Below are 18,835 nucleotides of genomic sequence, written 5' to 3' on the forward strand. Positions count from 1 at the left end.
GCAGGACCCGATGACCAACATCGGTCCGCATCGCTTGCGCAACGCGCCTCCGCAAAACCACTCAATTCGGCGACGTGGCTGCGATACTGCGCCACCGCACATGCCCGGCGGACCGGCGATTCTTTGACGCAGGTCACATCCCGGCCCCCGTGCCCGGCGTAAGTGATCTACGTCATGCTGTGCTCTGACGACGGCTCCGAAGCGGGCGAGCCGCACCGACGGAGGGGATCCCCACCATGGCCGAAACCGTGCTCTACGACGTGACCGACGGACTCGCGACGATCACGCTCAACCGTCCCGAGGCCATGAACGCCATGAACACGGAGGCCAAGGTCGCGCTACGGGAGGCCGCCCTGGCCGCGGCCGCCGACGAGGCGGTCCGGGCGGTGCTGCTCACCGCCACCGGGCGCGCCTTCTGCGTCGGCCAGGACCTCAAGGAGCACATCGGCACGCTCCAGGCCGGGCGCGAGGCGGGCACCGGGGACACCATGAGCACGGTCCGCGAGCACTACAACCCGATCGTGCGGGCGCTCACCGAGATGCCCAAGCCCGTCGTCGCCGGGGTCAACGGCGTCGCCGCGGGCGCCGGATTCGGCTTCGCGCTCGCCGCGGACTACCGCGTGGTCGCGGACACCGCCGCGTTCAACACCTCGTTCGCCGGGGTCGCGCTCACCGCCGACTCGGGTGTGTCGTGGACGCTGCCGCGCCTGGTCGGGCGGGGCCGCGCGGCGGACCTGCTGCTGTTCCCGCGCAACATCAAGTCCGACGAGGCGTACGAGCTCGGCATCGCCAACAAGCTCGTACCGGCCGAGGAGTTGGCCGCCGAGGCGGAGAAGATCGCCCGGACGCTGGCCGCCGGTCCGACGCTCGCGTACGGGGCGCTGAAGGAGTCCCTCGCATACGGGGCCGACCACTCGTTGAGCCAGACGCTCGACAAGGAGGAGGAGCTTCAGGAGAAGGCGGGGACGTCGGAGGATCACACGATCGCGGTGCAGGCGTTCATCGCCAAGGAGCAGCCGAAGTATTTGGGGCGCTGACGAGTCTTCCGCATCACGTTTCCGTGCCGTCGGCTCGGGTGCCGTCTTCTGGAAGCTGCGCCCCCAGACCCTCGCTCTATCGCGCAGAGGGGGGCACCTCCCTGCGCGAGCGAACCCGAGAGCTTGGGGGAGCGCTCGTCCTCAAACGCCGGACGGGCTGGTTATTGCGCGCGACGCAGTCCGCCAGGTGGTCGTTGACCAGGCCGCAGGCCTGCATCAGGGCGTACGCCGTGGTCGGGCCGACGAACCGTATGCCGCGCTTCTTCAGGGCCTTGGCCAGGGCCGTGGACTCGTCCGTGACCGCCGGTACGTCACCGAGGGTGCGGGGCGCCGGGCGTGACCCGGGGTCCGGGGCGTACGACCAGATCAGGGTGTCCAGCTCGCCGGGCGACCACTCGGCGAGCACCTTGGCGTTGGCGAGCGTGGCCGCGACCTTGGCGCGGTTGCGGATGATCCCGGGATCGGCGAGCAGCCGCTCCGCGTCCGCGTCGGTGAACGCCGCGACCGAGGAGATCTTGAAGTCGGCGAAGGCGCGGCGGAAGCCCTCGCGGCGCCGCAGGATCGTGATCCAGGACAGGCCGGACTGGAACGCCTCCAAGGAGAGCCGCTCGAAGAGCGCGTCGTCGCCGTGGACCGGGCGGCCCCACTCCTCGTCGTGGTACGGCACATAGTCCTCGGTCGACACGCCCCAGGGGCAGCGCAGGGCGCCGTCCGGGCCGGGTACGGCGGCGCCGGTGGTCATGGGGCACGCTCCTCGGGTGCGGTGTCGGGGCCGGTCTCCGGTGCGGGCGGCTGCGGCGTGTCCTCCTTGAGCAGGCCGCCGCCGACCGCGGTCGCGCGGCTTCCGGCGAGGGACGCCTCCAGCTCGGCGATCCGGGCGTCCCGCTCGGCGAGTTCGGCGCCGAGGCGGCTCAGGGCGTCGTCCACGTCGGCCATCCGGTAGCCGCGTACGGCCATGGGCAGGCGGAGCGCGTCGACGTCGGCGCGGCCCACCGGGCGGTCGAGGGGCAGCGGGTCGACGGCCTGCTCGGGGGCCGCTTCGGGCAGCGCGGCCGACTCGCCGCCGCCCACGACAGCAAGGGTGACGGCGGCGACCACCACCACGAGCGCGATGAGCAGGATCCAGAACACGACCATCTCCACGGGTCCTCGGCGTCTCTTCCTCGGCGTCTCGCCGACCATGGCCCTCTCTCCCGGTCTCTGCGGGCCGCAGAGACCGGGAGACAGGACCATGTCCGATCGTGCCATGCGGCACTGACAGTTAAGGTCGCAGGCGACCCATGCGAGGAGGAGATCAGGGGATGCCTAGCCCGCTGCGGCTCGGACGGCGCGAGTTCGGCGCCCACGAGCCGGTGATCATGGCCATCGTGAACCGGACCCCGGACTCCTTCTACGACCAGGGCGCCACCTTCCGTGACGAGCCCGCGCTCGCGCGCGTGGAACAGGCCGTGGCGGAGGGCGCCGCGATCATCGACATCGGCGGGGTCAAGGCCGGTCCCGGCGAGGAGGTGTCGGCGCAGGAGGAGGCGCGGCGCACGGTCGGCTTCGTGGCCGAGGTGCGCAAGCGGTTCCCGGACGTCGTGATCAGCGTCGACACCTGGCGGCACGAGGTCGGCGAGGCGGTCTGCGAGGCGGGCGCGGATCTGCTCAACGACGCGTGGGGCGGCGTCGATCCCAAGCTGGCGGAGGTCGCCGCGCGGCACGGCGTCGGTCTGGTGTGTACGCACGCGGGGGGCGCGGAGCCCCGGACGCGGCCGCACCGGATCGCGTACGAGGACGTGATGGCCGACATTCTGCGGGTGACCCTCGGACTGGCCGAGCGGGCCGTGGAGTTGGGCGTACCGCGCGAGTCGGTGCTCATCGACCCGGGGCACGACTTCGGCAAGAACACCCGGCACTCGCTGGAGGCGACGCGGCGGCTCGACGAGATGGTGGAGACCGGGTGGCCCGTGCTCGTGTCCCTGTCCAACAAGGACTTCGTGGGCGAGTCGATCGACCGGCCCGTCAAGGAGCGGGTGATCGGGACGCTGGCGACGACGGCGGTGTCGGCGTGGCTGGGGGCGCAGGTGTATCGGGTGCACGAGGTCGCGGAGACGCGGCAGGTCCTTGACATGGTCGCCGCGATTGCCGGGTGGCGGGAGCCTGCGGTGGCGCGGCGGGGCCTGGCCTGAGGCGCTGGGGGCCCGCGGCCCCCAGACCTCGCTGCATTGCTCACCGCCCGACGCTTACCGCCCGACCTCCTTGGTCACCAGCGCGACCGTCTCCTCCACGTCGTCCGTCACGTGGAACAGAAGAAGGTCGTGTTCCGAGGCCTTGCCGCCGCCGATCACCGTGCCGCGCAGCCAGTCCACCAGGCCGTTCCAGTACTCCGTGCCGAAGAGGACGATCGGGAAGCGGGTGACCTTGCGGGTCTGGACGAGGGTGAGGGCCTCGAAGAGTTCGTCCAGGGTGCCGAGTCCGCCGGGCAGGACCACGAAGCCCTGCGCGTACTTCACGAACATGGTCTTGCGGACGAAGAAGTAGCGGAAGTTGACGCCGATGTCGACGTGCGGGTTGAGGCCCTGCTCGAAGGGGAGCTCGATGCCGAGGCCGACCGAGATCCCGCCGGCCTCGCGCGCGCCCTTGTTGGCGGCCTCCATGGCGCCCGGGCCGCCGCCCGTGATGACCGCGAACCCGGCCTCCACGAGCGCCTTGCCGATGCGGACGCCCGACTCGTACTCGGGCGAGCCCGGGGACGTACGCGCCGAGCCGAACACGCTGATCGCGCTGGGGAGTTCGGCGAGCGCGCCGAAGCCCTCGACGAACTCGGACTGGATCCGCATCACCCGCCAGGGGTCGGTGTGCACCCACTCCGAGTCGCCCTCGGTGTCGAGCAGCCGCTGGTCGGTCGTGCCCGGCGTGATCTGGGTACGGCGGCGTACGACCGGCCCCAGGAACTGCTCCTCCGGCGGGCCCTGCTCTGCGTGATTGACCATGAACATCCCCTTCCGCTCGCGGTTCCGCGAGTATGGGCGTACCCGCACCGCTGCTTCACCCTAGGTCGGGGCCCGTTACAAATGTCGTAAGAAGTGATGTCGGGCTACCGAAGTACGGGCCACTGAAGTACGGGCGGCCACTGAAGTACGGGCTTACGACGTCAGCCAGGCGCGGATGCGCTCCTCCGCCTCAAGGATCTTCGCCACCTGGACCCGCTCGTCCTCCTTGTGGGCCAGGAGCGGCTCTCCCGGTCCGTAATTGACCGCGGGCACGCCGAGGGCGCTGAAGCGGGAGACGTCGGTCCAGCCGTACTTCGGGCGGGCCTCTCCCCCGACGGCCGCCGTGAAGGCCGCCGCGGCCGGATGGTTCAGGCCGGGTCGGGCGCCGCCTGTGTGGTCCTCGACCTCGAACTCGGCGATGTCGCAGTCCGCGAAGTAGTCGCGTACGAACGCCTCCGCCTCCTCGGGGCTACGGTCCGGCGCGTAGCGGAAGTTGACCGCGACGGTGCACGCGTCGGGGATGACGTTGCCCGCGACGCCGCCCTCGATACGGACCGCGTTGAGGCCCTCGATGTACTGGAGGCCGTCGACGTACGGCTTGCGCGGCTCGTAGGCCGCCAGCTTGGCGAGGATCGGGGCGGCCGCGTGGATCGCGTTGGAGCCCATCCAGGCGCGCGCGGAGTGCGCCCGCTCCCCCTTCGTACGGAGCAGCATCCGCAGGGTGCCCTGGCAGCCGCCCTCCACCTGGCCGTCGGTGGGCTCCAGGAGAACCGCGAAGTCGCCCGCGAGCCAGTCCGGGTGGGCGTCGGCGACGTGGCCGAGACCGTTGAGGTGGGCCGCCACTTCTTCGTTGTCGTAGAAGACGAACGTGAGGTCGCGGTTGGGCTCGGTGACGGTCTGCGCGATGCGCAGCTGGACGGCGACGCCGGACTTCATGTCGCAGGTGCCGCAGCCCCACATGACGCCGTCGGCGTCGATCCGGGACGGGACGTTGTCCGCGATCGGCACGGTGTCGATGTGCCCGGCGAGGATGACGCGCTCGGCGTGGCCCAGGGTGGTGCGGGCCACGACGTTGTTGCCGTACCGGTCGACGGTGAGGTGCGGCAGCGCGCGCAGGGCCGTCTCGATGGCGTCCGCGAGGGGCTTCTCCTGCCCGCTCGGCGAAGGGAAGTCGACGATCTGGGCGGTGACCCGGACCGCGTCCTGGGTGAGGTCGAGCGGCGCGTCCGGCACAACGGGCGTACCCGTCTTACCGGTTACACCGGTTACACCGGTTACACCGGTTACGCCGGGTGCGGTCGGCTGCGCGGGCTGGGTCTCGGGCATCTCGGACATGGCACCGACCCTAAACGTTCGCTTCATGAGACCGCGCTCCCGGCCGTATCCCGGACTCCAGTACGGTTGGCCCGTGCCTGACCAGCCCTCCACCGCCCGCCCCCGGCGCGGGCGCCTCCTGCGTGCCGGAGCCGCCGTCGCGGTGCTTCTCGGCCTGGCCGGGTATCTGCTCGTGCAGTACGAGGGCGGGGGCCGCCGCGCCCCGCGGTGCACGGTCGTCGCGGGCAAGGGCGACGGCTCGACGTACGAGATGACGCTCCAGCAGGCATCCAACGCCGCGACGATCTCGGCGGTCGGCACCTCGCGCGGGCTGCCGGAGCGGGCGGTGACCATCGCGCTCGCCACCGCGCTCCAGGAGTCGGCGCTGCGCAATATCGACCATGGCGACCGGGATTCGGTCGGCCTCTTCCAGCAGCGCCCCTCGCAGGGCTGGGGCAGCGCGCGGCAGATCATGGACCCGGCGTACGCGTCCGGGAAGTTCTACGAGCATCTGGAGAAGGTGCCGGGCTACACCCGGCTTCCGCTGACCGTCGCCGCGCAGAAGGTGCAGCGCAGCGGCTTCCCGCAGGCGTACGCGAAGCACGAGACGGACGCCGCGCTGCTCGCCGCCGCCCTCACCGGCCGGGCCGAGGCCTCCTTCCGTTGCGCCGCGAAGCCGGATGCCGAGCCGGGTGACCCGGCGAAGGTACGGGCGGCGCTCACCCGGGACTTCGGGCCCGACGTGCTGCCGAAGACACAGCCGGCCGGGGCGGAGTCGGCAGCGGACGCGGACGCGGCGGCGAACGGCGGGAAGGCGGACGCCGGGCGGCGCACCGTGGCCGTGCCGGTCGGCAGCGGGGCGGCGACCGGGGCGGGCGCTGCCGACGATCCGAAGCGGAACGCGCGCCGCGGCTGGGAGTTGGCGCACTGGGCGGTGGCTCAGTCGGGCGTCCTGGGCATCGAGCGCGTCTCGTACGCGGGCTTCGAGTGGAGCGCCGCCGACGCCGACGACGCGGCGGCCCAGTGGCACAAGGCGGAGCCGGTCCGGTCCGCCGGGGACGCGAAGGCCGCTAGGGACGGACAGGACGGACGCGGCAGTCGGGGCGGACAGGGCAGTCAGGGCGCACGGGACGGAAAGGACACGAACGAGGTCCTGATCGTCACTGCGCAGTAGTGCGGGGGCTCACTCGAAGGAGGGGTCCCGGTCACGTCACGTCGACGCGGCGCGCGGACCCGTCGGCGTTACCCCGCGAAACGACGGATTCCTTGGGAACGCTGCGCAGTGAGCGTTCTGCAGGCGCCTCAAGGGCTTCCGTTTTTTCAATGTTCGTCCGGTTCTCGCGGCAGTCGATTATGCGACGCATTGCCAACTCTTTACGTCGGTGCACCGCAACCTTCGGACGGGTTCGAGCGGTAGTCACGGCGTCCGTACGCCGGACCAGTCCGGAATGCATCACGTCGGGCACACCACGTTCTCGATCGACAAAGGAGCACCATGTCCCTCCCCCTGACCCGCCGGATCGCCCGTGCCGCGCTGCTCGGTGCAGCGGGCGCAGCCTCCGTGGTCGGTGCGGCCGGCTCCGCGAGCGCCGTCAACGTTCCGGCCACTCCTGACCTGGGCGGACTGTCCCAGCTGGACGGCGCCGGCCTCGGCAACACTGTCGACCAGGCGGCACAGGGCCTTTCCGGCCAGGCGACCGACACCGGGAGCCAGGCGACCGACACCGGGAGCAAGGCCGTCAAGAAGGCGGTCCCGGCCGCCGGTAAGGCCGTCGACAAGGCGGGCAAGCGTGCTACCCCGGCGGCACAGAAGGCTACGGGCACCGCGACCAAGGCGGCGGGCGACACCGCCGGTTCCACGAAGGGTGGCCTGCAGACGGAGGGGCTGCCCACGGACTCCCTGACGTCGGGGGTCAGCAGCGGGCTGCCCGCCAGCGGCATTGGCCCGGTCGGTGGGGCGCTGCCGCTCGGCTGACGTCACGCTCGCCCCTTGGGTGGGCCCGGGAGGTTCTGCCTCCCGGGTCCACCTTTTTGCGTGCCCACAGCTAGGAGGCCGGGGCTACAGGCGCTTGACCGCCTCCGCCACTCGCTCGTCCGTCGCCGTGAAGGCCACACGGACGTGTTGGTTGCCCGCCTCGCCGTAGAAGTCGCCGGGCGCGACCAGGATGCCGAGGTCCGCGAGGTGGGCGACGGTGTCCCAGCAGGTCTCGCCCCGGGTGGCCCAGAGGTAGAGGCTCGCCTCGCTGTGTTCGATGCGGAAGCCGTGGTTCAACAGGGCGTCGCGGAGGGCGGTGCGGCGGGCGGCGTAGCGCGCGCGCTGTTCCGCTACGTGCGTGTCGTCGCCGAGGGCCGCGACCGTGGCCGCCTGGACCGGCGCGGGCGTCATCATGCCGCCGTGCTTGCGGATCTGGAGCAGCTCGCCGAGGACCGCCTCGTCACCGGCGAGGAAAGCCGCCCGGTAGCCCGCCAGGTTCGAGCGCTTCGAGAGGGAGTGGACGGCGACGATGCCCTCGTATGTACCGCCGCAGACGTCCGGGTGCAGGACCGAGACCGGCTCCGCCTCCCAGCCGAGCTCCAGGTAGCACTCGTCGGAGAAGAGCAGCACCCCGTGCTCGCGGGCCCACGCCACGGTCCGGGTCAGCTCGTCCTTGCTCAGGACCCGACCGGTCGGATTCGAGGGCGAGTTGAGCCAGAGCAGCTTCAGGCCCGCCGGGTCCAGGTCGGTCAGGTTCTCGACCGGATCGTCGTACGTCACGTACTGCGCGCCCGCGAGCCGCGCGCCCACCTCGTACGTCGGGTACGCCAGGCGCGGATAGGCGACCCGGTCGGCCGGGCCGAGGCCGAGCTGGGTCGGCAACCAGGCGACGAGCTCCTTGGAGCCGACCACCGGAAGGACGTTGCGGTGCCCGACCCCGCGCGCGCCCAGGCGGCGCTCCACCCAGCCGGTGATCGCGTCCCGCAGCTCGGCCGTGCCCCACACCGTGGGGTAGCCGGGCGAGTCCGCCGCCGCGATGAGGGCCTTCTGGATCAGCTCGGGGACCGGGTCGACCGGCGTTCCGACCGACAGGTCGACGATGCCGCCGGGGTGCGCGGCGGCCGTCTCCTTGTACGGCTCGAGCTTGTCCCAGGGGAAGACGGGAAGGCGCGCGGAGACCGCGCCGGGGGCGGGACGGGTCACGGGATTGCTCACTTTCTCGTACGTGCTCGCGTTGCCGTACGTGCTCTCGTACGTACGCGCACGTGCTCTCTCGTACGTAAACGCCTCGGTCCCGTGCGGCAGCGGGGGCCGTACGGGACCGAGGGGCGAGCCGTCGCTTACTGGTTCTGCGGCGGCAGCGCGGCGATGAAGGGGTGGTCGCGCTCGATCAGGCCGAGCTTGCTGGCGCCACCGGGGGAGCCGAGCTCGTCGAAGAACTCCACGTTCGCCTTGTAGTAGTCCTTCCACTCCTCGGGAGTGTCATCCTCATAGAAGATGGCCTCGACCGGGCAGACCGGCTCACATGCCCCACAGTCGACGCATTCATCCGGGTGGATGTACAAGGACCGGGAGCCCTCGTAAATGCAGTCGACCGGGCACTCCTCGATGCACGCCTTGTCCTTGACGTCGACACAAGGCTGCGCGATGACGTAGGTCACGCTGTCGTTCCTCCTCGGTAGGGCGCTGGCGGGCCTCCTCAGGCTCCGCCGCCTGGCGCGCGGGAGCGCGGCGTCGTCGATGCCCGCACCTAGTATCTCCGTTCCTGGGCATGATCCGAACAGGAGGGGCGGACAGAGCTGTGGAAATCATCGGAGGCGGTCGCCTCGAAGTCCAGATTACCTCTGCTGACGTGGGTAAACGCGTGTCCGTGCGGCGCTTGAACCGGGACGTAAACGGCACCGAAAAGTTCACTGACACGGTGGGCGTGCTCACATCCTGGGACGGCGGTGTGTTGCTCATCACACGCCGGAACGGCGAGATCGTCCGCATCCCGGATACCGATCTCGTCGCGGGCAAGGTCGTGCCCGCCGCCCCGGCGCGGCGGCGCGGGCCCGCGACCTCCTTCGATGAGCTGACGCGGGTCATGGCGCGCGCCTGGCAGCCGGTGGAGAGCGAGCGGCTCGGCGCGTGGGAGCTCAGGGCGTCCGCCGGGTTCACCCGGCGGGCCAACTCCGTGCTGCCGCTCGGTGATCCGGGGCGGCCGCTCGACGAGGCGCTGGCGTATGTGCGCGGCTGGTACGCCGACCGCGGCCTGCCCGCGTACATCCAGGCCGCCACCGGGGCCGAGGGCACGCAGGAGCTGCTCTGCGCCGAGCTGACGGAGCGCGGCTGGACGCGGAAGGCCAGTACCGAGGTGTGGATCGGCGGGCTCGCGGCGGTCGGTGACCTGGACGTGGCCGACGAGGCCGGGTCGCGGGTGCGGCTCGCGCGGTCCCTCGAGTCGTACGACGATCCGTGGCTGCGCCGCTACCAGCGGTTCGCGGAGCCGTCGGCGGAGGTCCTGAAGGTGCTCGGGAGCGGGCCTTCGGTGTGGTTCGCGTCGGTGCCCGGCTCCCAGGACGATCCCGCCGGGGTGCCCGCGGCCATCGGGCGGTGCGTGGTGGACGGGCGGTGGGCCGGGTTCACCGCCGTCGAGGTGGACCCGGAACAGCGCCGTCAGGGAATCGCCTCCGCCGTCATGGCGGCCCTCGCGCGGCAGGCCCTGGACGAGGGGGCCTCGGCGGCCTGGCTACAGGTGGAGGAGCAGAACGAGGGGGCGCGGGCGCTGTACGCGGGTATGGGGTTCGCGGCGCACCACAGCTACCACTACTACCAGTACAACCGGTAGGCGTAACCGGTTATACCGGTAAGACCGGGTGAGAGGCACGGCACGTATGAGCAGGCATGTATGAGCAGGCACGCATGAGCAGCGGATCCGGCGAATCGGGCGACATTCGGCGGCAGTTCGCGGAGGAGGCCCGCTCCGAGCGGCCCGACCTCTCCCGGCTCTGCCTGCTCATCGGCGCGGAGGCGGACCCGGGGCTCGGCGAGGCGGGCATGGACGCGGCGGAGATCGAGCTCGACCGGCTCGCCGGACTGCTGCCGTACCGGCCCGGCGGCCCGCGCGCGTGGGCGGACGCGTTGGCCGAACTCCTCGGTGAGCGCTGCGACTTCAGGGGTACGCCCGCGGACTACCGGCGCCTGGAGTCCTCGCTCCTGCACGAGGTCCTTCGGCGGCGCCGGGGCCTGCCGATCCTGCTGTCCGTGGTGTGGATCGAGGTGGCGCGGCGGGCCGGGGCACCGGTGTACGGCGTGGCCCTGCCCGGCCACTTCGTGGTCGGCTTCGGGCCCGGGGACGTGGCCGACCGGGTCGACCTCGGCGAGCAGGTGCTCGCCGACCCCTTCGACGGGGGGCGGCCGCTCGCGGGCGGAGAGGCGGAACTGCTGGTCGTGGGCGCCACCGGGGAACCGCTCGACCCGACGATGCTGCGACCCGCGGACCCGCTGGAGATCGTGCTGCGGGTGCTCAACAACATCCGGGCGTGGGCGGCGGCACGGCCCGAGCAGTCGCATGTGGGGTTGTGGGCGGTCGAGCTGTCGCTGCTGCTGCCTTCGCATCCGGCGCGGCTGCGGTACGAGCGGGCGCAGTTGCTGGTGCAGCGGGCGGAGTTCGAGGTGGGGGCGCGGGAGTTGGAGTCGTACGCGGACGTGGTGGCGGCGGTGGACGAGGACGCCGCGGCGCGGATCCGGCGGGAGGCGCTGGCCGCGCGGGCTCGGTTGAACTGAGGGTTCCCCTCGTCTTGGCGCCGCCCGGCGACGGAAGGAACCACCGCACACCCGCGCCCTACAGCCAGCCCCGCTCCCGAGCCACCCGCACCGCATCCGCCCGGTTCCGCGCAGCCAGCTTCTGGATAGCCGTGGAGAGGTAGTTGCGGACCGTTCCCGGGGAGAGGTGGAGGGTCGCGGCCAATTCCGCGTTCGTGGCGCCGTCGGAGGCTGCGCGGAGGACCTCGCGTTCGCGGTCCGTCAGGGGGTCGGCGCCCTGGGACAGGGCTGCGGCCGCGAGGGTGGGGTCGATGACCTGTTCGCCTGCCAGGACCCGGCGTACCGCGTCGGCGAGTTGGGCCGCTGGGGCGTCCTTGACCAGGAAAGCGTCCGCGCCTGACTCCATCGCCCGGCGCAGATAGCCGGGGCGGCCGAAGGTCGTCAGGATGAGGATCTTCAGGGACGGGAGTTCCTTGTGCAGCTGCGCCGCTGCCTCGAGGCCTGTGCTGCCCGGCATTTCGATATCCAGGAGCGCCACGTCCACCTCATGCTCGCGGGCCGCCGTCAGGACCTCGTCGCCGCGGGACGCCTGCGCGACCACCTGAAGGTCCGGTTCCAGGTCGAGGAGGGTCGCGAGGGCCTCCCTGACCATCGCCTGGTCCTCGGCGAGCAGCAGTTTGATCATGGGGCGGCTCATGACGCGGATCCTACGGGGGCGAGCGGTACGCGGGCCGTGAGCGTGAAGCCCGGGCGGCCGGAAGCCCGGGCCGCGAGGGACACGGGGGCTGCGGACGCCGCGGGAGCCGCGGAGGCCGCCTCCAAGGTCCCCGAGACCGCCGTCAGGCGCTCCCGGAGCCCCGTGAGGCCGTTGCCCGGGACCGCCGCCCCGCCGACCCCGTCGTCCGCCACCGTGAGCTCGAGGACCGGACCGGCAAGCGTCTGGTGCTCCGCGAGCGTGACCGTGCAGCGGTGGGCCCCGCTGTGCCGTACGACGTTCGTGACCGCCTCGCGCAGCGCCCAGGCCAGGGCCGATTCCGACTCCTCCGGCAGCTCCGGGCCGCAGGAAGCGGGCGCCTCGGCCGGTACGTCCGCCTGGATGCCCGCCGCCGTCAACGCCGTGCGGGCGCCCGCCAGTTCGGCGGGGAGCGTGGGCCGCCGGTAGCCGCTGACGGCCTCGCGCACGTCCACGAGGGCCTGGCGGCTGACCCGCTCGATGTCGGCGACCTGTTCCGCCGCCTTGTCGGGGTGGTCCGGGAGCATCCGGCCCGCGAGCTCGCTCTTGAGCGTGATCAGGGAGAGCGAGTGGCCGAGCAGGTCGTGCAGGTCGCGGGCCAGGCGCAGCCGCTCCTCGTTGGCGGCGAGCTGGGCGACGGTCGCCCGCGCCTGGCGCAGCTCCACCGTCGTACGGATGAGATGGCGTACGCCGGTGAGCGCGAACCCGGCGAGCAGGGCGGGCACCACCAGGGCCGTGATGACCTCGCGGGGGTGGCCCTGGGTCAGCCCGATGGCCACCATCACGGCGGTGACCAGGGGGATCACGAAGGACGCCGCCCGGAACGTGAGCGCGGCCCCGGCCGACACGGAGACGTAGACGAAGAGCACCAGCCACTCCGGCCCCAGCGTCAGCGAGAGCGCGGCCGCGAGGGCGGCGAGGAAGACGATGGTCACGGCCACGCGGCGGCGCCCCGGCGGGCGCGCCATCTGCCGGAAGACCAGGGCCAGATAGACCACGACGAACGTGGCGAGGCCGAGCCAGCCGAGCACGGTCGCGAGGGCGGTGTGCTCGCCGTCGAAGAGGTCCTTGACCGGGGCCGTCATGAAGGCCAGCCAGATGCCGATCCACAGCAGCTTCTGGGCTCCCTCGCGGCGGGTACGCGGCGGGCTGCCGATCACCGCCGTGCCGGGCGGCGGCTCGCCGGTCGTCGTGTCCGTCGCGCCCGTCGTATCCGTCATGTCGTTCTTCACGCCTTCAGTGTGTCCTTGCGGTACAGCCAGGCCGCGCCGCCCGCGAAGAGCACGAAGTACGCGGCGAGCAGCGCCAGGTCCCCGGCCCCGGGGGCGTTGCCCAGTTCGATGGCCTGGCCGAGGGCGGCGTACGCGTGCGTGGGCGTCCAGTCGGCGACGTTCCGCAGCCAGTCCGGGAAGGCGGTCACGGGCATCCACAGGCCGCCGAGGATGGAGAGCCCGAAGTACACGATCATCGTGACCGGGCGGACCGCGTCACCGCTGACCAGATAGCCGATGGCCACCCCGAGCGCGGCGAAGACGAGACTGCCCGCCCAGATGGCGCCGGTCAGCGCGGCCCACTGCCAGGCGGCCAGGTCGACGCCCTTGCCGAGCCCGCCGACCGCGAGCACGAGCACGATCGCCGGAAGCGAGACGACCGCGGCGCCCGCCGTCTTGGCAAGCACGTAGCCGCGGCCGGGCAGCGGGGTGAGGCGCAGCTGGCGCACCCAGCCCTTCTCGCGCTCGGTGGCGATGCGCTGGCTGTTGCCGACGAGTACGGCGGTGATCGCGCCGAAGGAGGCCATCGCGACCATCGTGTACATCAGGCCGGTCAGGTCGCTGTCCGGGATCCGGTCGCTCGCTCCGGCGCCGCTGGTGAGCAGGAGGAAGAGCACAGTCGGGTAGACGACCGAGAAGAACAGGAACTTCCGGTTACGGAGGGTTCGGGTGATCTCCAGCTTGATCAGCGTGTTCATCGTGCGAGCTCCGTGATCTTCGTGTTCTCCGTGTTCTCCGTGATCTCCGTGTTCTCCGTCGTACGTTCGGCCGCTTCCGTCAGCGCGACGAACGCCTGCTCCAGGCCGAGGCCCGCGACTTCGAGGTTGTGGGGGTAGCGGCCGAGGCCGTACAGGGCGTGGACGGTCGCGTCGGCGTCGTACGACTGGATGCGGACCGTACGGCCGGATACGTCAAGGGAGTTGACGGCGGGCAGCGCACGCAGAGCGGCGGGGTCGGCCGGGCCGTCGAGGTCGAAGGAGATGTGCCGGGCGCCCGCCCGCGCCTTGATCTCGGCGGCGCTGCCGTCCGCGAGGAGGCGGCCGCGGTGCAGGACGAGGACGCGGTCGGCGACGGCGTCGGCCTCTTCGAGGTAGTGCGTGGCGAACAGGACGGTACGGCCCTGGTCGGCCTGCTCGCGCATGGTGGCCCAGAACGCCTGCCGGGACGTGACGTCCATGCCGGTCGTCGGCTCGTCGAGGACGATCAGGTCGCCGGCCCCGGCGGTGGCGAGGGCGAAGCGGACCCGCTGCTGCTGGCCGCCGGAGAGCTTGTCGACCTTGCGGTCGGCGAGCTGCGCGATGCCCGCGCGGGCGAGTACCTGGTCGACGGGGTACGGGTGGGGGTGCAGGGCGCAGCCGAGCCGCACGAGTTCGCGGACCGTGACCTCCTCCATGAGCCCGCCGCTCTGCAGCATCGCGCCGACCCGGCCGGTGGCGATGGCCTCGCGAGGGCTGATGCCGAAGAGTTCTACGGTGCCGGTGTCGGCCGGACGCAGGCCGAGGAGCAGGTCGAGCGTGGAGGACTTGCCCGCGCCGTTGGGGCCGAGCAGGGCGACGGTTTCGCCGCGGTGGAGGGTGAAGTTGAGGCCGTCCACGGCCCGCACGTCACCGTAGCTCTTGGTGACGTCCTGGAAGCGGACGGCGGCGTTCACTGTGGTGGTTCGCATGGGTTCCACGGTGGCCCGTGGGGGTGCGTGCGGGGCAGTGTCGCGCGTCGTCGGGTGGGGATGACAGATGTCATGGGTCGGGTGCGGTCGCTGGGGGCGACGTACGAGGGCGGCGCCCCCAACTCCTGGGGTGCGCCACCCTCGTAGGTGCTGTGCTGTAGGGGCTCTCAGCCCGCCGCGCCCGGGTCCGCGCCGATCTCGACGATGCGGTCGGCGGCCGTGCGGCCGAGCAGGGCCTGGTGGACCGCTGCGGCCACGTCCCTGACGGTGACCGGCTTCTTCGTGCCGTCGCCCTTGGTGAGCAGGACGTCGTCGAAGGCTCCGCCGTAGAGCCCCTTCAGGGCAGCCTCGTTGTACTTCACCGTGAGCTTGCCGTTCTTCGGCACCATCGTCAGGAACTTGTAGATGGACTTCTCCGGGCTGAACAGCACCGTGTGCGCGGCATCCGTCCGGACGGTGATGGGAGCGGACATCGCGGGCTCCGCGAACGTCTTCATCGCGCGGTCGACCTCGGCCTTGGAGATCTTCGGGTCCACCCCCACGACCGGGAGCTCGACCGGGCTGGGGTCCCCGGTCTCCACGTGGGTGCGGTACGCCGCCTCGACGGACGCGACCGAGGCCTCGAGGTTGAGGCTCTTGCCGGACTTGCCGTAGACCGGGACCGCCTTGCCCGAGACGAACTTGATGGTGCCCTCGCGCGCGCTGCCGGAGCTGCCCGCGACCCGCTCCAGGGCGTCCCTCAGCTTCTCCTCGTCCGTCGGCATCGTCGGCTCCACGGTGCGCTCGACGCCGAAGAGGGAGCCGATCACGGAGACCGGGTTGTAGTCGGCGCCGGCCGCCGCGTCCACCGTGGCCGAGGTGTCCAGGGAGAGGCCCGCCTGGCTGGGCTTGAGCGTGGCCTTGTCGCCGTCCACGGAGAGCTGGAGCGGCTGCTGCGTCCGCTCGCCGAGGGCCGCGTCGAGCTTCTTCTCCGCCTCTTCCTTCGTACCGCCGCCGATATCGACACCCAGGACGGTGGTGCCCTTCGGCACGTCCGTGCTGTTCATCAGGAGCCCGGCACCGTACGCGACGACGATCAGGCCGACGACGCCCGCGCCGACAAGCACCAGCTTGTTCTTGCCCTGCTTCTTCGCCTGCCGTCCGGAGGCGGCGGTGTTGGTGGTCGGTTCGTCGTCGTACTCGTGCGGGTCGTCGGCCGCGTGCTGCTGTGCGTGGGACGGCGGGTCCGGGAGTACGGGGGGTGTGTGCGGGGTGTGCGGGGAGTGCAGCGAGGTCGGCGGCGCGAACGGCGAGCCGACCTGGCCGGGTCCGGCCTGCCCGCCCGGACCGCCGGGACCGCCCGGCCCGCCCGTGCCGTGTATGACGGGGATGCCGCTGCTCAGGGTGTCCCCGGAGACGTGGCCTCCGGAGGGCCGTGCACCGGGGCCGGAGCCGGGACCTTGGCCCTGGCCCTGGGTGGGGTCGGTGATGTCGTCGGGGGTGCCGCGTCCTGCCGGGCCACCCGGGCCACCCGGGCTACCGGGGCCTCCAGGACCGCCGAGGCCACCCGGGGTGCCGAGGCCGCCCGGGCCGCCCGGGGCGCCGAGGCCGCCAGGGCCACCTGGACCTGCCGGGCCGCCGAGGCCACCTGGACCTGCCGGGCCACCGGGGCCGCTAGGGCCGCCCGGACCCGCGGGAGCGCCCGTTCGGCCCGGACCACCGGGACCGGCCGGGCCGCCAAGACCTCCAGGGCCACCGGGACCGGCCGGGCCACCGGGGCCACCCGGACCACCCGGACCGCCCCCCTGCTGGAACGCGGCAGGCAGCGCGGGACCGTCGCCCGTGACCGGACCACCGGTCGGGCCTGCGGGACCCTTCGGGCCCGCCCCGGGCCCACCCGTGAGACCACTCCCGGGCCCACCCGCAGGACCACCCATCGGCGGGCCACCCATCGGCGCCCCGCCACGCGGCCCCAACTGACCGGCGCCCGGCCCACGGGAGCCCTCGCCGGGACCACCGCCCGGACCACCACCGGGACCACCGGGAGGACCACCGGCAGGGTTCGGCGGGGACGGAGGCCGCTGCTGGGGCGCCTGCGGGTTCTGCTGTGCCTGTGACTGTGCCTGCGCCTGCGACGCAGGCTTACGCGGCGCGAACCAGTCGCTGCCCCGGCCCTTGGGCCTGGCCTGCTCCTGCGGCCGCCCACCGCCGCCCTGTTCACCACGGGCACCACTGCCGGGACCGGTAGGACCACCGGAACCACCGGGGCCACCAGGACCACCGGCCGCACCGTCGGGGCCGCCGCCAGAGGCGCCCGCGCCCCCAGCACGCCCAGCTCCCTCGGCCCCGTCCTCAACTGGCGTACGCATCACCACAGGAGGGATCGGTCGCGAGCCCGGGATGTTGATCCGGATGCGCGTGGTCAGCTGTGTCTGGGTCTCCGGCCCGTCGGCAGCGCCGTCCTCCGCGGGGTCCTCGCCCGCGGGGGCTGTGGGCTCGTCGCCGCGCTGCAGCCAGCGGTCGTCCGGGACCGCACCGCGGTCCCCCGTGCCGCTTCCGTACGGCGGTGTCCCCGACGGGTAGGCGGCGCCACCGCGCCCCTGCGGCCCGGAGGACGAACTCTCAGTTTCACGACTCAAGGCAGGTTCTCCCGATCGGCTCCGCCGCCCGTCTTGGCCATGCGCGGGCAGCTCGGCGGCGCGCACCACCATACTGTCCGCGCCGGGCGGGCACCCCGGGACCGGCGACCAAGCCGCCGCGCCCCCAAGTCGCCCCACAACTCAAAGCAGCAAGTCCGGTGTCCGGTAGGTCACTTGGCAGGTCGGCCGGAGGACTGCCCCGGCTGCATGGGCGCGCCGAGCGTGGCGCACATCACAGCGGCGAGCATTCCGCCCAACAGGTAGACGGACGGGCCAAGTCCGGCACCGTAGGCGAAATCACCCTCGGGGCGGGCAAAGGAGAGCAGAATCGCCGCCGCCAGCCAGCCCGCACCGGCCGCGTACGCCCCGCCCCGGCCCTCGACCGCGCGTACGCCGCCGTAACAGACCCCGAGCACACCGAGCAGCGCGAGCAACAACCCGCCCGGAAACCAGCCCCCTTGGACCATGGCCTGGACCAGCGCCCCGGCGACCCCGACCAGCGCGCCGAGCAGCACAAGGACGACGTACAGCAGAACCCTCATCGGCTCTCCTCCGCCGCACCTGGACGCCCCGGAAGCCCCGAGATGCCAGGGATACCCGGGATCCCCGCGAACAGGTCCGTCTCCCGCTCCCCCTCCGGAGCCCCGGACTCCCCACGCGCCAACTCGTAGTACTCGACCCCGAAGATCGGCTGGGCAAGGTGGTTGGAGAGCGCGAACCAGGGGCCGCTCACCTCGATCTGGGTGGCGTGCGCGTGCATCGCCGCGGCCTTGCGGTCGGCGTACGCGGTGCCGTCGACCTCGGTCGTGACCAGCTCGTCGGGCACCACGCCCGGCACGTCGTTGACTTGGGCGGCGGCGTCCCAGGGCAGGCCGGGCAGGGCGTGCTCGCAGAGTTCGGCGAAGCGGCGCTCGGCGGCGGTGCGGGGCACCCGGTTCCAGTAGATCTTGGCGATGTCGTGCGGGTCGCCGAGGTCCTTGCGGTAGGCGCCCTCGGCGGCGAGGTCGGCGGCGCGCATCGCGACCCGGTGGGCCTGGATGTGGTCCGGGTGTCCGTAGCCGCCGTCGGGGTCGTAGGTGATGAGGACCTGCGGGCGCAGCGCGCGGATCACCTCGACGAGCGGGGCGGCCGCGTCGTCCACGGGGGTGCTCCAGAAGGCACCCTCGCGGTCGTTCTGCTCGGCGCCCATCATTCCGGAGTCACGGAAGCGTCCCGGGCCGCCGAGGAAGCGGTGGTCGGCGACGCCCAGCTCCTTCATGGCGGCTCTCAGTTCGCCGATGCGGTGCGGGCCGAGGGTGTCCTCGCGGTCGGCGGCGAGATGGGCGAGCGAGGCCGGGATGACCTCGCCCTCCTCACCGAGGGTGCAGGTGACCAGCGCGACGCGGGCGCCTTCGGCGGTGTACTTCGCCATCGTCGCGCCGTTGTTGATCGACTCGTCGTCGGGGTGTGCGTGTACGAGGAGCAGGCACCTGTCCCGGCGGGCCGCCAGTTCGTTCATG

Annotated in this window: 19 protein-coding genes; 6 read left to right on the forward strand and 13 right to left on the reverse strand. The window is 72.3% G+C overall.

The annotated features are described in order from the left end of the window. Positions 1-236: 236 nt before the first annotated feature. Positions 237-1,037 (forward strand): 2-cyclohexenylcarbonyl CoA isomerase, encoded by an 801-nt coding sequence (gene chcB / locus ACWD10_RS21745; protein ID WP_451093376.1) that lies wholly within the window; start codon positions 237-239, stop codon positions 1,035-1,037. Between the two features lie 76 nt (positions 1,038-1,113). Here the strand turns inward: chcB and ACWD10_RS21750 are convergent, their stop codons facing one another. After that, positions 1,114-1,779 (reverse strand): DNA-3-methyladenine glycosylase I, encoded by a 666-nt coding sequence (locus ACWD10_RS21750; protein WP_451093378.1) that lies wholly within the window; start codon positions 1,777-1,779, stop codon positions 1,114-1,116. After that, positions 1,776-2,174 (reverse strand): DivIVA domain-containing protein, encoded by a 399-nt coding sequence (locus ACWD10_RS21755; RefSeq protein WP_451093380.1) that lies wholly within the window; start codon positions 2,172-2,174, stop codon positions 1,776-1,778. Before ACWD10_RS21755 ends, ACWD10_RS21750 begins: the two co-directional genes overlap by 4 nt. 164 nt (positions 2,175-2,338) lie before the next feature. On the opposite strand from ACWD10_RS21755, the gene folP reads away from it, so the two are divergent. After that, entirely contained in the window at positions 2,339-3,208 is an 870-nt protein-coding gene (gene folP, locus ACWD10_RS21760; protein WP_451093382.1) for a dihydropteroate synthase, read from the forward strand. 54 nt (positions 3,209-3,262) lie between these two features. Here the strand turns inward: folP and ACWD10_RS21765 are convergent, their stop codons facing one another. Then, entirely contained in the window at positions 3,263-4,012 is a 750-nt protein-coding gene (locus tag ACWD10_RS21765; RefSeq protein ID WP_451093384.1) for an LOG family protein, read from the reverse strand. Between the two features lie 153 nt (positions 4,013-4,165). Further along, complete coding sequence (gene dapE, locus ACWD10_RS21770; protein WP_451093538.1) at positions 4,166-5,245, reverse strand: succinyl-diaminopimelate desuccinylase; 1,080 nt, start codon at positions 5,243-5,245, stop codon at positions 4,166-4,168. 127 nt (positions 5,246-5,372) lie between these two features. Between dapE and ACWD10_RS21775 the strand changes: the two genes are divergently transcribed. Then, positions 5,373-6,500: a heavy metal transporter gene (locus ACWD10_RS21775; RefSeq protein ID WP_451093386.1), complete on the forward strand. Its 1,128-nt coding sequence runs from the start codon at positions 5,373-5,375 to the stop codon at positions 6,498-6,500. A 321-nt stretch (positions 6,501-6,821) separates the two neighbouring features. Then, positions 6,822-7,301 carry an ATP-binding protein gene (locus ACWD10_RS21780; protein WP_451093388.1) on the forward strand — a complete coding sequence of 160 codons (480 nt, stop codon included), beginning with the start codon at positions 6,822-6,824 and terminating at the stop codon, positions 7,299-7,301. A gap of 84 nt (positions 7,302-7,385) precedes the next feature. On the opposite strand, the gene ACWD10_RS21785 is transcribed toward ACWD10_RS21780, so the two are convergent. Both ACWD10_RS21785 and fdxA read right to left on the reverse strand, forming a co-directional pair. Then, a complete protein-coding gene (locus tag ACWD10_RS21785; RefSeq protein WP_451093390.1) occupies positions 7,386-8,504 on the reverse strand; it encodes a bifunctional succinyldiaminopimelate transaminase/glutamate-prephenate aminotransferase in 1,119 nt (372 codons plus the stop codon). 137 nt (positions 8,505-8,641) lie between these two features. Beyond that, positions 8,642-8,962, reverse strand: coding sequence for a ferredoxin (gene fdxA / locus ACWD10_RS21790; protein ID WP_018089397.1), 321 nt, complete (start codon positions 8,960-8,962; stop codon positions 8,642-8,644). A gap of 140 nt (positions 8,963-9,102) precedes the next feature. On the opposite strand from fdxA, the gene ACWD10_RS21795 reads away from it, so the two are divergent. Next, positions 9,103-10,131, forward strand: coding sequence for a GNAT family N-acetyltransferase (locus ACWD10_RS21795; protein ID WP_451093392.1), 1,029 nt, complete (start codon positions 9,103-9,105; stop codon positions 10,129-10,131). Between the two features lie 74 nt (positions 10,132-10,205). Further along, positions 10,206-11,069: a transglutaminase family protein gene (locus tag ACWD10_RS21800; RefSeq protein ID WP_451093394.1), complete on the forward strand. Its 864-nt coding sequence runs from the start codon at positions 10,206-10,208 to the stop codon at positions 11,067-11,069. Positions 11,070-11,127: 58 nt separating this feature from the next. Here ACWD10_RS21800 and ACWD10_RS21805 read toward each other — a convergent pair whose 3' ends face one another. The 7 genes from ACWD10_RS21805 to mshB all read right to left on the reverse strand — a co-directional run bounded on the left by ACWD10_RS21805 (position 11,128) and on the right by mshB (position 18,834). Beyond that, the gene (locus ACWD10_RS21805) at positions 11,128-11,745 is read right to left on the reverse strand and encodes a response regulator (RefSeq protein ID WP_451093396.1); all 618 of its coding nucleotides are present in this window, start codon (positions 11,743-11,745) and stop codon (positions 11,128-11,130) included. After that, positions 11,742-13,013, reverse strand: coding sequence for a sensor histidine kinase (locus ACWD10_RS21810; protein ID WP_451093398.1), 1,272 nt, complete (start codon positions 13,011-13,013; stop codon positions 11,742-11,744). Before ACWD10_RS21810 ends, ACWD10_RS21805 begins: the two co-directional genes overlap by 4 nt. Continuing rightward, positions 13,010-13,750, reverse strand: a complete 741-nt coding sequence (locus tag ACWD10_RS21815) for an ABC transporter permease (protein WP_451093400.1) — start codon at positions 13,748-13,750, stop codon at positions 13,010-13,012. Before ACWD10_RS21815 ends, ACWD10_RS21810 begins: the two co-directional genes overlap by 4 nt. Beyond that, a complete protein-coding gene (locus ACWD10_RS21820) occupies positions 13,747-14,718 on the reverse strand; it encodes an ABC transporter ATP-binding protein (RefSeq protein WP_451093402.1) in 972 nt (323 codons plus the stop codon). Before ACWD10_RS21820 ends, ACWD10_RS21815 begins: the two co-directional genes overlap by 4 nt. 167 nt (positions 14,719-14,885) lie before the next feature. Beyond that, positions 14,886-17,336, reverse strand: coding sequence for a hypothetical protein (locus ACWD10_RS21825; RefSeq protein ID WP_451093404.1), 2,451 nt, complete (start codon positions 17,334-17,336; stop codon positions 14,886-14,888). Positions 17,337-17,506: 170 nt separating this feature from the next. Beyond that, entirely contained in the window at positions 17,507-17,878 is a 372-nt protein-coding gene (locus ACWD10_RS21830) for a DUF6113 family protein (RefSeq protein WP_451093406.1), read from the reverse strand. Continuing rightward, entirely contained in the window at positions 17,875-18,834 is a 960-nt protein-coding gene (gene mshB / locus ACWD10_RS21835) for an N-acetyl-1-D-myo-inositol-2-amino-2-deoxy-alpha-D-glucopyranoside deacetylase (protein WP_451093408.1), read from the reverse strand. Before mshB ends, ACWD10_RS21830 begins: the two co-directional genes overlap by 4 nt. Position 18,835 lies beyond the last annotated feature (1 nt).

The organism is Streptomyces sp. NPDC002851, assembly GCF_053591935.1.

Bases quoted from the DNA above. Each gene is read 5' to 3' on its own strand.
- ACWD10_RS21780 (WP_451093388.1), top strand. From the start codon at position 6,822: ATGTCCCTCCCCCTGACCCGCCGGATCGCCCGTGCCGCGCTGCTCGGT.
- chcB (WP_451093376.1), top strand. From the start codon at position 237: ATGGCCGAAACCGTGCTCTACGACGTGACCGACGGACTCGCGACGATC.
- ACWD10_RS21775 (WP_451093386.1), top strand. From the start codon at position 5,373: ATGAGACCGCGCTCCCGGCCGTATCCCGGACTCCAGTACGGTTGGCCC.
- ACWD10_RS21765 (WP_451093384.1), bottom strand. From the start codon at position 4,012: ATGGTCAATCACGCAGAGCAGGGCCCGCCGGAGGAGCAGTTCCTGGGG.
- folP (WP_451093382.1), top strand. From the start codon at position 2,339: ATGCCTAGCCCGCTGCGGCTCGGACGGCGCGAGTTCGGCGCCCACGAG.
- mshB (WP_451093408.1), bottom strand. From the start codon at position 18,834: ATGAACGAACTGGCGGCCCGCCGGGACAGGTGCCTGCTCCTCGTACAC.
- ACWD10_RS21815 (WP_451093400.1), bottom strand. From the start codon at position 13,750: ATGAACACGCTGATCAAGCTGGAGATCACCCGAACCCTCCGTAACCGG.
- ACWD10_RS21755 (WP_451093380.1), bottom strand. From the start codon at position 2,174: ATGGTCGTGTTCTGGATCCTGCTCATCGCGCTCGTGGTGGTGGTCGCC.
- ACWD10_RS21830 (WP_451093406.1), bottom strand. From the start codon at position 17,878: ATGAGGGTTCTGCTGTACGTCGTCCTTGTGCTGCTCGGCGCGCTGGTC.
- ACWD10_RS21820 (WP_451093402.1), bottom strand. From the start codon at position 14,718: ATGCGAACCACCACAGTGAACGCCGCCGTCCGCTTCCAGGACGTCACC.
- ACWD10_RS21800 (WP_451093394.1), top strand. From the start codon at position 10,206: ATGAGCAGCGGATCCGGCGAATCGGGCGACATTCGGCGGCAGTTCGCG.
- ACWD10_RS21750 (WP_451093378.1), bottom strand. From the start codon at position 1,779: ATGACCACCGGCGCCGCCGTACCCGGCCCGGACGGCGCCCTGCGCTGC.
- ACWD10_RS21805 (WP_451093396.1), bottom strand. From the start codon at position 11,745: ATGAGCCGCCCCATGATCAAACTGCTGCTCGCCGAGGACCAGGCGATG.